We start from the raw sequence: 13,235 nt of genomic DNA on the forward strand, positions 1-13,235 counted from the left end.
ATTATTACATAGGTTGATAGCTGGTTAGATTCGCAATTATTTTCCATTGTATCTCAACAAATGTTATAGTAAACTATACTTAATTAATTAAATTAATTATCTTCTTTTGCAAGCGTTTTAAACCAATGAAGGGGGTTTTTTATGAAATCGTCTGAATTACAAACGATGTTTCAAAATATCTTTCATACAACAAAGAAGCCACGGTTATTTTTTGCTCCTGGCCGAATTAACTTAATAGGGGAACATACCGATTATAATGGCGGGAATGTTTTTCCTGCCGCTATCACCTTTGGTACCTATGCTGCTTGTAGCAAACGCGAGGATAAACGCATACGATTCTATTCCAGCAATTTTTCTGAAACTGGAATCATCGAATGTGAATTATCTAATTTAAATTATCAAGCGTCCCATAATTGGGCGAATTATCCCAAAGGGATGATCCAGTTTCTTATTAATGAAGGGCATCTTATCGATCAAGGAATGGATATCTTATTTTACGGGGATATTCCAAACAGTGCTGGACTATCTTCTTCTGCATCCATTGAGATGGTGACAGGTGTACTTTTAGAGGGGATTTTCTCCTTAAATAGTAACCGAATTGAGATGATCAAGCTTGGTCAACGAGTAGAAAATGAATATATTGGGGTTAGTAGTGGAATCATGGACCAGTTTGCTATTGGTATGGGAAAGAAAAACCATGCAATTCTATTAGACTGTCAGTCTTTGAACTTTTACTATGCTCCACTAGAGCTTAAAGACCATGTTATTCTTATTATAAATACGAATAAGCAACGCACATTAGCTGGGTCAAAGTATAACGAACGACGAACCGAATGTGAGCAAGCATTATTTGACTTGCGGAAGCAGCTTCCCATAGCAAGCCTTGGAGAATTAACACCTGATGAATTTGAAACAAATGCCAAATGGATTAATAACCCCATCCATCAAAAACGTGCTAAACATGCGGTATATGAAAATGCTCGAACAAAGGAAGCTCTTGAAAAATTAAGAGTGAGTGACTTAGACCGTTTTGGAGAGCTGATGAATGAATCTCATTTATCGTTAAAATATGATTATGAAGTTACAGGAATAGAACTTGACACCATCGTAGAGGCTGCCTGGGATCAACCAGGCGTGTTAGGGGCAAGGATGACCGGAGCTGGCTTTGGAGGCTGTGCGATTGCGGTTGTGGAACGAAAATATACAGAAGCCTTTCGGAAAAATGTAAATACAATCTATGAAGAAAAGATTGGTTATCCTGCCACGTTCTATTCAGCTGAAATCGGTGATGGTGCAAAAGAAATCATAGAGGAGGTGGTATAATTGTCCATACTAGTCTTAGGCGGAGCAGGGTATATTGGTTCCCATGCAGTTTATCAATTAATTGATAAAGGAAAAGAAGTTGTTGTCGTTGATAATTTACAAACAGGACATCAAGCAGCCATTCACCCCAGCGCTACTTTTTATCAAGGAGATATTCGAGATATTGATTTTTTACGTCATGTCTTTCACCAAGAAACGATTGAAGCAGTGGTCCATTTTGCTGCTAATTCATTAGTTGGTGAATCAATGGAAAAGCCACTCCAATATTTTGATAATAATGTGTATGGTACGCAAGTATTATTAGAGGTCATGGTCGAAAATCAGGTGAAGCTTATTGTTTTCTCGTCTACCGCAGCTACGTATGGGGAAGCCGATACGATACCAATTAAGGAGACAATGCCTACTAACCCTACTAATGCGTACGGAGAAACCAAACAAACGATGGAGAAATTAATGAAGTGGACGGCCCAGGCGCATGATATCCGTTTTGTATCACTTCGTTATTTTAATGTGGCTGGTGCAAGAGAGACAGCCGAAATTGGTGAAGATCATCGTCCAGAAACACATCTTATCCCGATCATTTTACAAGTTGCCCTTGGCCAGCGAGATGCGATAACGATTTTTGGAGAAGATTATCCTACCGACGATGGGAGCTGTGTTCGCGACTATGTGCATGTAGAAGATCTTATTCAAGCCCATATCCTTGCACTTGATTATTTAGAAAATGATGGAAAAAGCGATGTTTTCAATCTAGGTAGCAATACTGGCTTTTCCGTCAAACAGATGGTTGCATCTGCTAGACGTGTTACGGGAAAAGCTATTCCCGTAAAGATAGGCGCACGACGAGCGGGAGACCCAGCTGTACTCATTGCAAGTTCTGACAAAGCCAAGCAAGTCTTAGGATGGAAACCAACAAGGACTTCCATTGATACGATATTAGCCGATGCTTGGAATTGGCATCAACAGCATCCTAACGGCTATAAAGGAGAGATAAATCATCATGATTGAACAACTACTTAGTGGACTAATTAAACAAGCCACTCACGTTGGTTTAATCACCAAAGACGATCGTTTGTATGTCAGAAATCAAGTGATGCACCTATTAGATATAACTACGTTCCCAGAAGATGTCATACCCCTGGAAGCGTCCATTCCTGAACTTCTTGATCAAATAATTACGTATGCAATTGACCATAACGTAATCGAAGATATTTTTGATGATAAGGAAATGCTAGCAGCTTCGGTTATGAATTGTTTTGTTGCTCGCCCTTCCGAAGTGAATCGTACCTTTTATCAAAAATACGAACAATCACCTAAGGAAGCAACGGACTACTTTTATCGCTTGAGCCAAAACAGCAATTATATCCAATTAAAACGAATTAACAAGAACATTCATTTTGCATCTAGTACGCCTTATGGGGATATGGATATTACTATAAATCTTTCGAAGCCAGAAAAGGATCCCGCGCAAATAAAACGAGAAAGAGAACAAAAACAGAAGACGAATTACCCTAAATGCGTCTTATGTGTTGAAAATGAAGGGTATGTAGGAAGAATCGGTCATCCTGCCCGTGCTAATCACCGAGTAATAAAGGTTTCCCTGCAAGGGGAGAATTGGTATTTGCAATATTCTCCTTATGTTTATTATAACGAGCATAGCATTCTGCTTGCAGAAGAACACCGAAACATGAAGATCGATAGACAAGCATTTGAACGTCTGATACTATTTACGGAACGATTCCCCCACTACTTTATTGGATCAAATGCAGATTTACCAATTGTCGGTGGTTCCATTTTAAGTCATGACCATTATCAAGCAGGTAATTATCAATTTGCTATGACCACAGCAGAAAATGCGTTTATCTTTACGTTAGAGCGTTTTCCATCCATTCATGCAGCGGTTTTACAATGGCCATTATCGGTGATTCGTTTGCAAAGTCAGCATAAAGAACAATTGCTTGATGCAGCAGATCACATATTACAACAATGGAGAGGTTATTCGGATGAAGGTGCTGCTATCCATGCATTTTCCGGTAATGTTCCTCATAATACGATCACGCCAATAGCAAGATTGCATAAAAATGGAACCCATGAGCTTGATCTGGTATTACGCAATAATCGAACTTCAGAAGCGCATCCAATGGGAATTTTCCATCCACATGCAGACGTTCATCATATCAAAAAAGAAAATATTGGCTTGATAGAAGTAATGGGTCTTGCTGTACTCCCAGCACGTTTAAAAGAGGAGCTAGCTGAAATAAAGCAGCATTTGCTTGGAGAGTCCGCAGCTATTGCAACATATCATCAAGCTTGGGCACAACAACTACAGCAGCAATACGGTGTGATTAATGACGAGGATCGCGCAACATCCATTATTAAGGAAGAAGTAGGTAAGAAATTCACCAAAGCATTAGAAGATGCTGGGGTATTTAAACAAAAAGAAGACTTCTCACGATTTATAGACACATTAAATAGGTAGGTGACCGAATGGATGAAGATCTCAAGCAAGCAAGTGACGGATAAGTGGACGGAATTCACTTTAGTAAATGACAAGCAGATGTCTGTTAGTCTCTTAAACTATGGCGGTATTATTACAGAAATCATGGTACCAGATCGTGATGGGAACAGAGAAAATGTCGTCCTCGGATTTAAAAATATTACCGATTACCAAGCGAATCCTGCCTTTTTTGGTGCATTGATTGGTCCAGTAGCTGGGAGGATTGAGAAAGCTTCGTTTCAATTGGACGGAAAAACATATCCCTTGGAGAAAAATGATGGGGAGAATCATCTGCATAGCGGGTCGAATGGATTTCATCAAGTGTTATGGGACGCCGTACCTTTCCAAACAAATGAGGCTGTAGGAGTGAAACTTAGGCATCAAACAGATCCTAAGAATGGCTTTCCAGGCCATGTTGACGTTACGGTAACTTATTGTTTAACAAACGATAACCAACTTACCTTGGATTATCATGCGACAACTGATCAGACAACTCCGATTGCATTAACGAATCATAGTTATTTTAATTTAAATGGATCTGCCAAACAGGAGGTTACTAATCACTATGTGACCTTTAACAGCAATGCATTTCTTGAATTAGATGAGAAACTCATTCCAACCGGTAAAACGATTGAAGTGGACAATAGCACCTTTGATTTTCGCACTGGAAGATTTTTAAAAGACGGCACGACTACTGCTTCCTTACAACATCAAGTTGCGAATGATGGCTATGATCACTACTTTCTATTTGACGGAAATGGCCATGTACAAATAACAGAAGAGACATCGGGCAGAACACTGGATGTTCGAACGACCCAACCGGGGATGGTCATGTATACATCGAATACATTAGAGGGAGGAATGGAATTAGCAGAAGGACAATCTGGCAGTTATATGGGGGTATGCTTTGAAACACAAGGAAGCCCAGCCTCCCTACACCATAACCATATTTCATCAATCCTATTAAAGCCAGATAAAATCTATCAAGAAAAAACGGTCTTTTCCTTTGGAATACAGGCTTAACAAATCAAAGAGCTGAACAAGTATGCATTCAGCTCTTTGATTTATTCATTGTCTTTCATTAAATAATTCAACTAATAGTAACGCTACTGCACCTAATAATGTTGCATCATCTCCGAGATTCGTAATGGTAATCTCGGTCTCCTTTGCTTTCGAAGTAAGTGCACGTTGTTTAATCGTGTCCTTAATATGGGGAAAAATAAACTTCTCCCCTTTCATAACACCTCCGCCAAGGACAATTTTCTCGGGATTCAGCAAATGAATCAGATTAATTAGCCCTATACCAATGATTATGCCCGTTTCCTGGAGTAATTCGATATATCCTCGTTCGCCATGCTGTGCACGTTCAAATACTTTCTTCCCAGTTAAATTACTGCCATTTTCTAGTGCTAGCTTGGACTGCGCGCGATCAGCTATTGCTGTTCCTGTTATGAATGTTTGTAAGCAGCCGGGATTTCCACAATCACAAATCGGTCCATTTATATCAATGGTCATATGCCCTATCTCCCCAGCAATATCCTCCGCACCATGATATAACTGCTTGTTTATAATAATACCAGAACCAACACCACGTCCAATGTTCACTGCGACCATACTGTGAACGCCTCCATGACCACCAAACCAAGACTCCCCTAATGCCATGGCTCTTGCATCATTTTCAACTCGAACCGTTAAACCAAATGCTTCCTCTAATTCCTGCTTAATAGGTATATTTGACACCCCGAGGTTTGGGGCAATTTGTGATACCCCATCTTTCACATTAACAACGCCATGCATGGCAACACCAATACCAATAATTTTTTCTGATTGGATTGGAGAAGTATGAAGAATTTTTTGTATATTCTCTTTGATAACGGCAAGAAATTTTGTATTGGTTGTTGGTTTTATCACTTTACTGGAAATACGCTCAAAAACCTCCCCTGAGAGATTCGTCAGCATACAAGCTACTGTTTCTGGACCAGCATCCACTCCAACCACATAATAGGCATCACTATTAATGTGAAGCATGGTGGGTTTTCTCCCACCCATTGATTTCCCAAGTTCACTTTCCATGACGATTCCTTGGTCGATTAGTTCCTTTACAATACTGCTGACAGTCGGTGGGGTTAATGTTGTATCTTTGGCAATTTGTGCTCGCGATATTGGTTCTGATGTTCTAATTTTATTAAGTATGATGGATTTATTTACTGATTTCATTAACTGAAACGTCCCACGCTGCATGGCTTATCCTCCGTTCAATCATTAACTGACTTCATTATAGCATAGTAAATTAAATTAATTTAAGAAGGAATGTTTTATTCACTTACCATTTGAAGTCAGTCGGATGGGGACAATGCTTATACGCTATCTTTGCTCGAAAGTGAATAAAACAACCACAAAGACTGCAGGTAGTTTGATTAAGCAGTGATGGACAAGTCATACAACTAGCAACTCTTTCTTTGTAAACAGCATCATCGACTAGATCCGTCTCCAGTGCTAGTTGTTCTTCCACAAGAAGCTTTACATCGTGAATAGACATCACATTATCAGCATAACATCCTTTACAGCTCATCAATAACCTCCTAGCCATACACCTTCTCGAAAGGATATGCTATGCGTTGTTTTTTTAATTTATTGATTAACAATAAACCCGTACAGCGATCCCGTAGATAATATGCCTTATTAAGACTTTCTTCCACGAGTTGATCATCAATCCCTAATTCACGAGAAGTAGTCGGACCTCCCACTCTATTCAACATCGTCCTTAACCAATCAGAATCAGGCATCGTGAGTATTTCAGTTTTTATTGTAGGCCAATACGTTATTAATCTTTCCTCTATTTTCGTAGCAGGTTTTAATAAATCAGTAGCAAAACAATGTGCAAACTGACGATATAAATCAGCAATAAGGATTGTCGTTACACCTACCTTAGCTCCATGTAATAATTGTTTCGCGTCTTTCTTTAATAATTCCATCTCCCAAAAATGGGATAGATGATGCTCTCCGCCGGAAGCACTACGAGATGAATTGATTAGCAACATCACTAATCCCGATTCGATTAATGCTTGCATTAAAATGGCAACACCCTCCTCGTTTGCCTGTGCAATTTCCTCTACGTATTGAATACAGGTATCCAATGACGTTCTTGTAAGATCAGCAGCCGTTTGGTTATATGGTTCTTCACCAATTAAATAGGAAATCTTCCAATCTAGTAGTGACGTGTACTTCCCTAAAATATCACCAAAACCAGCCGCAGTAAGTTCTTTAGGTGCATCTTTCAAGACAGCAATATCTGCAAAAACAGCGATTGGAGATGCTGTTTGAATGGTTTGCTTAACACCCTCTAGAATGAGTGGTGCCCCTTTTGAAGTAAAGCCATCTACTGACGCTGCCGTAGGTACAGAAATAAACGGGATACCCATTTTATAAGCACAGAAGCGCGTAATATCATGAATCGTTCCTGCACCAACTGCAATTAAAGCATCTGCCTGCTCTGGTATACCAACAAGTAATTGCATTATTGTAGTCTCATCTGCATTTACTTGACCATGTGCATTTGCTCGCAGTGAAACTAGGTGTGTAGTTACTTTATCTTGTAATGCGTTTTGTAATTTTTCTCCAGCAACCTGGTACGTATGCTTATCTACCACCAACACAACGGTTGCCAAATGATGCGCTTGAAGAAAAGGGGCTACTTGATCCATACAATTCTTTTTAATTTCTATCGTAGGAAAGTTAGATGTATCTTGGTTTAAATCCTCTGCCAAGTGGTAGAGTTCCTTTGTCAGCTCCATTCTTTTTTCCTCCATTCTAAATTAAATCATCCGTTCCTTATTGAATATTTAGTTTAGAGCCAATACTACGACGGACATCGGTGGTAATTCCAATTGGAGGAAATTGCCTTTCCGTTTATATGAGGTGAATGCAGTTGGTTTAACTGTCTCGGGTGATTCAAAGGTATTTCTAGCATTCATTTCCTTTGCAGTCAGAACCCTTCCAGTAGCGGTGGTCATATCGGATCCACGGATGTGAAGGGTGGTATTAGCTGATTCATCTGTATCTAAATTACATAAGCTGATATGAATAGTTCCATCCTTTGCCTCTGATGCGGATGCGCTTAGTTTCGAATACCTTTCATCGCCAACCTCAACTTCCTCAGAAACAATATCAAGACTTAGCTTTTTAGCATCTTGATGCACCTGAAACATATCGAACACATGATATGTTGGCGTTCGTAACATCTTATCCCCTTCTGTTAATACCATGGCCTGAATAACATTTACGGTTTGCGCAATATTAGCCATTCGCACACGGTCATTATGCTGGTTAAAGATATTTAAGGAAACACCTGCAACAAGCGCATCACGAATCGTATTCTGTTGATAAAGAAACCCAGGATTTGTACCTGGTTCCGCATCATACCAAGCTCCCCATTCGTCAATAATCATACCTATTCGTTTATTCGGATCATATTTATCCATAATAGTACCATGTTTCCTAATCAGTTTTTCAATAAACCATGCTTTCTGCATCGTGACCTTCCATTCTTCTTTCGTAAAATTAACAGCTGAACCCTTTTTTTCAAATCCACCAGGATGTACATAATAATGTAAACTTAGGCCATCCATAAAAGGTGCTGCCTCACGCATTAACACCTCAGTCCAATGAAAATCATCAACATTAGCTCCCCCAGCAATTTTGTATAATGTATTATCATTATAATTACGACAATATGTCTGATACTGACGGTATAGATCAGCATAATATTCGGGGCGCATATTCCCGCCACAACCCCAATTTTCATTGCCTACACCAAAATATGTCAGCTTCCAAGGTGCCATTTTTCCGTTTTCTTTACGCCAATTTGTCATTGGTGATTCCCCATCAAATGTCATGTACTCTACCCATTCCGACATTTCCTGGACCGTTCCACTGCCAACATTCCCACAAATATACGGTTCCGCTCCAAGCATGTCACAAAGCATCATAAATTCATGTGTCCCAAAGTGGTTGTTCTCAACCACACCACCCCAGTGCGTATTTACCATACGCTTACGATCTTCATATGGGCCAACGCCATCTTTCCAATGGTATTCATCTGCAAAACAGCCACCAGGCCATCGCAAAACAGGAATATTCAACTGTTTTAATGCCTGTAATACATCATTTCGAATTCCTTGTGTATTGGGAATAGGCGAGTCCTCTCCAACCCAAATCCCTTCGTATATCCCCCTTCCCAGATGCTCTGCGAAATGCCCATATATGTTTTTGTGAATGACTCCTTCATGTATATCCCCATTGATAATGATTTTGTTCAAAGCAACCATCTCCTTTTTAAAAAATCTTTCTTCTTATACATTGGCTGTATCCATTTGAGAGAAAACATACATCGCTCCCCACATCCAACTAAATGCAAAAACACTAAAAAATAGGAGTGGTAGAAATGCAGGATAGGAAATCGATAGATAAATTAAACCAAAGCTAGTAACAAAGATCCCCAACGTAATATGTACTTTTGATAATCCAATGATGAACGCATGTTTCATATATTGATAGATACTGGTTTGATAATGAGCAAGGAGGGGGAAACTCCAAATAACAACCAAACAGTAAACAATTACTACAAAATAGAAAGCAAAAGGTACCATAAACACAACTTCCTCCTGGCGCACTTGTAATACCTTATAATTCAAAAAAAGCACGGTACCAATTGCTGTTAAAATCCACCCCAATACATTAGCTGCTGCAAATTCTTTAAAATATACTTCTTTAAACGTTCTCCAAATAGGAATCTCCTTATTACCAGCTATCCATTTACGAGAAACTCCTAAGGCTGCGACAGTAGCCGGAAACACTCCAGCAACAAATAGTCCCATCAGTGAATAAAGCAGCCAGAGGAAATTCACAACTGCGAATCTACTAATCCAGTTCATCACTTTCTCTAAAGTCGTTACTATTCCATTTGGATTCACCCTCAAACCTCCTTTTCTTCATTCATTAAGTGGTGCGCTTTTATTATCCTTTAACTCCTCCAACTGTTAGTCCCGAAACAAAATAGCGTTGGAAGAAGATAAATAGAATAATAATCGGAATAATGGTCATTACCGAACCTGCAATTAATACATCATAATTATTTCCATAAGGTGTCAATAATGTAGCTAAACCGATGGGTAAAGTAAACATATCGTTTGAACGGAGGACAAGTAATGGCCATAAGAAATTATTCCAACTACTAAGCCCTTGTAAAATGGCCATCGCTGCAAGGGAAGGTCCCATTAACGGAAGCATAATCTTGAAAAATATTCCATATTCTGTTGTACCATCGATACGTGCTGCGTCCATTAACTCTTTAGGTAATCCTAATGCATATTGTCTAAAGAAAAAGACAGCAACTGGTGCAACGACCATTGGTAAAATCACAGCAAAATATGTGTCCACCAGTTGTGTATTTATCATTAATTGAAATAGTGGCAGCATAAGAATTTCAAATGGCACCATTAAAATAAATAACACAAGGATGAAAAAGAAATTTCTCCCTTTGAAGTTGTATAAAGCTAATGCATAACCTACCATGGAAGAAAAAAAGAGTGAAAGTACGATCGTTACAACCGAAATAATTAGACTATTGCCATACCATGCCCAATATTCAGGTGCCTGTGAAAAGATGTAGGTATAGTTATCTAATTGTAACTTCTCCATTGTTATATTAAATGAAATTCCGTTTCTCATTAGTTCAGAAGAAGGCATAAATGACGATATAACAAGACTAATAATTGGAAAAAGTGCAATTAACGCAAAAATAATAAAACCAATATTTACGATCCATTTCACTATGGCGTGGTTTTGCTTACTCATTTACTCATCTCCTCTTTTAAAGGCTCCAGTTACCAACAGGTTAATAATACTAACAACAAAAATGATAAGCATTAAAATTACTCCGACTGCAGCTCCAAACCCCATATCATTCTGCTGAATACCTTGCTGATAGATATAGCCGACAACGGTTAGTCCAATATTGCCTGGTGAACCCGCTTCCCAAAACACAAAGCTTTCTTCAAACATTCTAAACCCATTAATAATTGTGATCGTCATAACAAATATAACGATCGGCTTGAGCTGTGGTAATGTAACATACCAAAATTGTTGAACTTTCGATGCTCCATCAATTTTCGCTGCTTCATATAATTCAGACGGTACATTTTGTAATGCTGCCAAGAAATATAACATGTTAACACCAATCCAACGCCATGATGCTAACAAAACCATTAAAAACATGCCTGATATGGCATTAAATCGCCAATTAACAGCGTCCATACCCAAGAAGTTTAGTATTTGATTTGCTACTGCTGTATCTTGCTCACCAAACATTAATCGAAATATCATACCACCAACAATTGTTGACGTAAGTGCAGGGATAAAAAAGGATGCGCGCAGGAAAGTCTTCATTTTAATTAATTTAGAATCTAAAAAGACCGCCAGTAGTATAGGAATAACGGTTAATATAATAACTGTCAGGACCACATATATGGTTGTATTCGTTAGAGCCTTATAAAACGTACCGTTTGTAATACGTGAATAATTCTCCAACCCAATAAACGAAACTTGTCCGGGTAATACACTTTGAAAACTCATGATGATTCCTTGAATGGCAGGATAAAGAGTCAGTATTAAAAAAGTAATGATAAACGGTGATATAAATACATATGGAACTACTTTCTTTGAATTTAATAGCTTAAAGAACTTATTTGGACCTCTTTTATTCTTTTTATATTTAGGATCTTTATTTGGGGATAACGGTGAACGGTACTCCTCCGTCTCTAATTGTAACTGAGATTGATCAGATGCAGATGACGATGCCATGGTAAAACCTCCTCTATTCCAATATTTTAAGCGGTTACATTTTGAATACGGATCATATTCCAAGATGCTTTTGTTAAACGGGTTTCCAATAAACCATCATTCAGGATAGATGCTCCGCTCTTATGAGGCCTCACCTCTTCACCTGTTGATGTATTTACTGCCTTTAAATTTTCGTGCTCCAATACAACATGCTCAACAACCGCATAGCCTTCAAAACTTCTAATATCCGTACTTAAATAGATCGAATCATGTACGTTTTTATTTACGATAAAGATAACCAACTCTTCTTTTTCCTCATTAAATACTGCTGCACTATCGATATACGGTACATCCGTAAAGTCTTTACTGTCATACCTTGGAGAAGATAATATTGGTTTGATGGAATGCCCCCTACCGTATTTAGATGTGTACATGTATGGATAATAAATGGTTTGTTTCCATGCGCGGCCATTATTTTCCGTCATAATGGGGGCAATGACATTTACAAGCTGAGCCATACAAGCCATTTTCACACGATCAGCATGATTCAAGAAAGTAATTAACATGCTACCTACAAGCAAAGCATCTTCAAAATTATAGACATCTTCTAATTGAGGAGGGGCAATTTGCCAATGATTAATCTTCTTATCTTGCTCTCTCGAGTGATACCAAACATTCCATTCGTCAAAGCTTAAATGAATCGTTTTTTTGCTACGATGTTTTGCTTTTATGTAATCGCAAGTTGAAGTTACTGTATGAATAAAATGGTCCATATCTAAACTTTTTGCTAAATAATTGGCTGTGTCATTAGAGTTATTGCCATAATATTGGTGTAAGGATATATAATCAATTTCTTCATAGGCAATGTCTAATGTTGTTGCTTCATATTCAGGAAAGCTAGGCATGCTTGTATTTGAGCTCCCACAAGCTACTAATTCAATATCTGGATCAACTAGCTTCATCACTTTTCCCGTCTCCTTAGCAATTCTCCCGTATTCATACGGCGTCTTCTGACCAATTTGCCATGGACCATCCATTTCATTGCCAAGACACCACGTCTTGATAGCATGAGGATTTTTGTAGCCATGTGATTTTCTTTGTTCACTCCAATAGGTACCACCAGGGTGATTCGTATACTCAATTAGATTCCGTGCTGCATCCATACCTCTAGTTCCTAGATTAACTGCCATCATTACTTCAGCATTGACTTTTTTAGACCATTCTACAAATTCATTCAAACCGAATTGATTTGTTTCAATGGTTTGCCATGCAAGCTCAAGTCTTCGGGGGCGATCTTCTTTCGGACCAACTCCGTCTTCCCAATTATACCCAGAAACCATATTCCCCCCAGGGTAGCGGATAATAGGAACTTGAAGCCCTTTTACAAGCTCCATCACATCTTTACGAAACCCATGCTTATCTGCCTCGGGGTGATTAGGTTCATAAATTCCTCCATATACTGCCCTCCCCAGATGCTCAATAAAGGAACCATAAATACGATTATCTACTTGCGCTATTATGTAGCTTTTATCCAAGACCATCTTTGCCTTCCGAACATTCGACATGCTTTATCCCT

Annotated in this window: 12 protein-coding genes; 4 read left to right on the plus strand and 8 right to left on the minus strand. The window is 38.7% G+C overall.

All coding sequences use genetic code 11. The features are described 5' to 3' along the window. Window positions 1–141: 141 nt before the first annotated feature. From JKP73_RS04115 to JKP73_RS04130, 4 genes are read left to right on the plus strand one after another with little or no spacing between them, the layout of a single operon-like run. On the plus strand, window positions 142–1,323 hold the full coding sequence (locus JKP73_RS04115; RefSeq protein WP_160806784.1) for a galactokinase: 1,182 nt from the start codon (window positions 142–144) through the stop codon (window positions 1,321–1,323). After that, window positions 1,324–2,331: a UDP-glucose 4-epimerase GalE gene (gene galE / locus JKP73_RS04120; RefSeq protein WP_021289690.1), complete on the plus strand. Its 1,008-nt coding sequence runs from the start codon at window positions 1,324–1,326 to the stop codon at window positions 2,329–2,331. It abuts the gene before it with no gap. Next, entirely contained in the window at window positions 2,324–3,802 is a 1,479-nt protein-coding gene (gene galT / locus JKP73_RS04125) for a UDP-glucose--hexose-1-phosphate uridylyltransferase (protein WP_160806785.1), read from the plus strand. The genes galE and galT overlap by 8 nt, the downstream gene beginning before the upstream one ends. 12 nt (window positions 3,803–3,814) lie before the next feature. Continuing rightward, window positions 3,815–4,843 carry an aldose epimerase family protein gene (locus JKP73_RS04130; protein ID WP_021289692.1) on the plus strand — a complete coding sequence of 343 codons (1,029 nt, stop codon included), beginning with the start codon at window positions 3,815–3,817 and terminating at the stop codon, window positions 4,841–4,843. Between the two features lie 45 nt (window positions 4,844–4,888). On the opposite strand, the gene JKP73_RS04135 is transcribed toward JKP73_RS04130, so the two are convergent. The 8 genes from JKP73_RS04135 to arfA form a co-directional block, all read right to left on the minus strand. Continuing rightward, entirely contained in the window at window positions 4,889–6,061 is a 1,173-nt protein-coding gene (locus JKP73_RS04135) for an ROK family transcriptional regulator (protein WP_160806786.1), read from the minus strand. An 82-nt stretch (window positions 6,062–6,143) separates the two neighbouring features. Continuing rightward, window positions 6,144–6,392, minus strand: coding sequence for a DUF6171 family protein (locus JKP73_RS04140; RefSeq protein WP_021289694.1), 249 nt, complete (start codon window positions 6,390–6,392; stop codon window positions 6,144–6,146). 10 nt (window positions 6,393–6,402) lie between these two features. Then, a complete protein-coding gene (locus tag JKP73_RS04145; RefSeq protein WP_021289695.1) occupies window positions 6,403–7,614 on the minus strand; it encodes a sn-glycerol-1-phosphate dehydrogenase in 1,212 nt (403 codons plus the stop codon). A gap of 48 nt (window positions 7,615–7,662) precedes the next feature. Then, on the minus strand, window positions 7,663–9,147 hold the full coding sequence (locus JKP73_RS04150; protein ID WP_160806787.1) for an alpha-N-arabinofuranosidase: 1,485 nt from the start codon (window positions 9,145–9,147) through the stop codon (window positions 7,663–7,665). Window positions 9,148–9,171: 24 nt separating this feature from the next. Then, a complete protein-coding gene (locus JKP73_RS04155; protein WP_021289697.1) occupies window positions 9,172–9,792 on the minus strand; it encodes a YesL family protein in 621 nt (206 codons plus the stop codon). A 43-nt stretch (window positions 9,793–9,835) separates the two neighbouring features. Continuing rightward, complete coding sequence (locus tag JKP73_RS04160; protein ID WP_021289698.1) at window positions 9,836–10,675, minus strand: carbohydrate ABC transporter permease; 840 nt, start codon at window positions 10,673–10,675, stop codon at window positions 9,836–9,838. Further along, window positions 10,676–11,680 carry a carbohydrate ABC transporter permease gene (locus JKP73_RS04165; RefSeq protein WP_021289699.1) on the minus strand — a complete coding sequence of 335 codons (1,005 nt, stop codon included), beginning with the start codon at window positions 11,678–11,680 and terminating at the stop codon, window positions 10,676–10,678. A gap of 26 nt (window positions 11,681–11,706) precedes the next feature. Next, window positions 11,707–13,224, minus strand: coding sequence for an arabinosylfuranosidase ArfA (gene arfA / locus JKP73_RS04170; RefSeq protein WP_021289700.1), 1,518 nt, complete (start codon window positions 13,222–13,224; stop codon window positions 11,707–11,709). Window positions 13,225–13,235 lie beyond the last annotated feature (11 nt).

The organism is Virgibacillus salexigens (assembly GCF_014905415.1).
GTDB lineage: Bacteria > Bacillota > Bacilli > Bacillales > Amphibacillaceae > Virgibacillus > Virgibacillus salexigens.

What these genes read in the sequence shown, in the direction of transcription:
- arfA (WP_021289700.1), bottom strand. Translation starts at nt 13,224, where the DNA reads ATGTCGAATGTTCGGAAGGCAAAGATGGTCTTGGATAAAAGCTACATA.
- JKP73_RS04130 (WP_021289692.1), top strand. Translation starts at nt 3,815, where the DNA reads ATGAAGATCTCAAGCAAGCAAGTGACGGATAAGTGGACGGAATTCACT.
- JKP73_RS04140 (WP_021289694.1), bottom strand. Translation starts at nt 6,392, where the DNA reads ATGAGCTGTAAAGGATGTTATGCTGATAATGTGATGTCTATTCACGAT.
- JKP73_RS04150 (WP_160806787.1), bottom strand. Translation starts at nt 9,147, where the DNA reads ATGGTTGCTTTGAACAAAATCATTATCAATGGGGATATACATGAAGGA.
- galT (WP_160806785.1), top strand. Translation starts at nt 2,324, where the DNA reads ATGATTGAACAACTACTTAGTGGACTAATTAAACAAGCCACTCACGTT.
- JKP73_RS04165 (WP_021289699.1), bottom strand. Translation starts at nt 11,680, where the DNA reads ATGGCATCGTCATCTGCATCTGATCAATCTCAGTTACAATTAGAGACG.
- JKP73_RS04115 (WP_160806784.1), top strand. Translation starts at nt 142, where the DNA reads ATGAAATCGTCTGAATTACAAACGATGTTTCAAAATATCTTTCATACA.
- JKP73_RS04145 (WP_021289695.1), bottom strand. Translation starts at nt 7,614, where the DNA reads ATGGAGCTGACAAAGGAACTCTACCACTTGGCAGAGGATTTAAACCAA.
- JKP73_RS04160 (WP_021289698.1), bottom strand. Translation starts at nt 10,675, where the DNA reads ATGAGTAAGCAAAACCACGCCATAGTGAAATGGATCGTAAATATTGGT.
- JKP73_RS04135 (WP_160806786.1), bottom strand. Translation starts at nt 6,061, where the DNA reads ATGCAGCGTGGGACGTTTCAGTTAATGAAATCAGTAAATAAATCCATC.